The organism is Echinicola sediminis, from assembly GCF_054777495.1.
The window spans coordinates 1-1,457 of sequence record NZ_BAAHAP010000223.1; the positions used below are offsets into that span (position 1 = coordinate 1).

Annotated in this window: 1 protein-coding gene; it reads left to right on the forward strand. The window is 35.7% G+C overall.

Going from position 1 to position 1,457, the window contains the following annotated elements; all coding sequences use genetic code 11:
* A partial coding sequence (locus tag ACYVAA_RS22865) for a glycosyltransferase family 4 protein (RefSeq protein WP_460546391.1) occupies positions 1–1,228 on the forward strand: 1,228 nt, incomplete at its 5' end.
* Positions 1,229–1,457 lie beyond the last annotated feature (229 nt).

Here is a 1,457-nt window from a genome sequence, read left to right on the forward strand (position 1 = left end):
GCTTGACGAGGTCGAGGGCGGAGCGCGCGGCCGTGTGAAGCAGGCGCGCGGCGTCTTCGCCAAAGTCCGACTCGACGCGGTCGTAAGTGGTATCGAAGAAGGTGTTGAGGTGACCGTTATTACTTGTGTGCCTAACTTTCCAAAGGGGATAGTCTATGAAGGATACAAGAATAAAATTTATCAAACAGAGAAAATTGATGGGATAAAAGTAATAAGGGTTTGGTCCTTTATAGTAGCCAATGAGGGAGTTTTTAAGAGAGTGTTAGATTATTTAAGCTATGCTATTATGGCATTCTGGGTCGGAATGTTTGTGAAAACGGATTTAATCATTGCTACTTCACCACAGTTTTTTACTGCTATTTCAGGATGGTTTTTATCTTTTTTTAAAAGGAAAAAATGGGTCATGGAGGTGAGGGATTTGTGGCCTGAATCTATTACAGCAGTAGGGGCAATGAAAAGTAACTTAATTATTCGTTTTTTCGAGTGGCTTGAGTTAAAAATGTACAGGTCAGCAGATCATGTAGTGGTGGTAACCGATACCTTTAAACGTAAAATTATTCAAAAAGGGATTGATGGTGGGAAAATAAGCGTTTTTAAAAATGGGGCCAATTTGGATTTGTTTAAGGTATCTGAGAAACCTAAACATTTACTTCTAAAACATCAGGTACAAAATAAATTTATATTTGCCTACATTGGGACACATGGTTTGGCTCATGGATTACATTTTATTTTAAATAGCATTAATGAACTACAGGAATCCCATCCAGATCTTTTATTTTTATTTATAGGCGATGGAGCAGAAAAGAAAAAGTTAGTTGAGATGGCTGAGGGGAGTCAGCTTAAGAATGTGTTATTCTTAGATTCTGTGCCTAAAAGTGAAGTGGTAGACTATTTAAATCTAATGGATGTGGCTTTGGTTAATTTAAGAAAAAGTGATACATTCTTAACCGTAATTCCTTCCAAGATTTTTGAAGCTGCTGCAGTAGGGAAACCTATTCTATTGGGACTTGAAGGAGAGACAAAAGGAATAATAGAAAATTATGATGCGGGAATATGCTTTTTACCGGAAGATAAAAATACATTTCTGGAAAAAGTAAAGTTGATTTCGGAGAATAAAAAAAGATACTACGAATGCCAAACTGGTTGTTTTAAGTTGGCCAAAGATTTTGATAGGAAAAAGATAGCCAATCAGCTTTTAAATAAATTAAAAGAACTTGATTTAAGTTGAGTAGTTTTTTTTTGCTGTTTTTTACATAAGTTAACCCTGTTTTTATCGCCTAGAAACTAAGAAAATGCTATCCTAAAATCTTCTCATGGAAATCCAATATGAAAAGCATAATACCATTGACATCTAGCAATCTCAACGGTCTTTTGAAAAGAGTAGAACGGAACACTCATAAATTCAAGAAAGGATAATAGGATTAACCCATAATTGGTCTCCATATTCCAATAGGAAC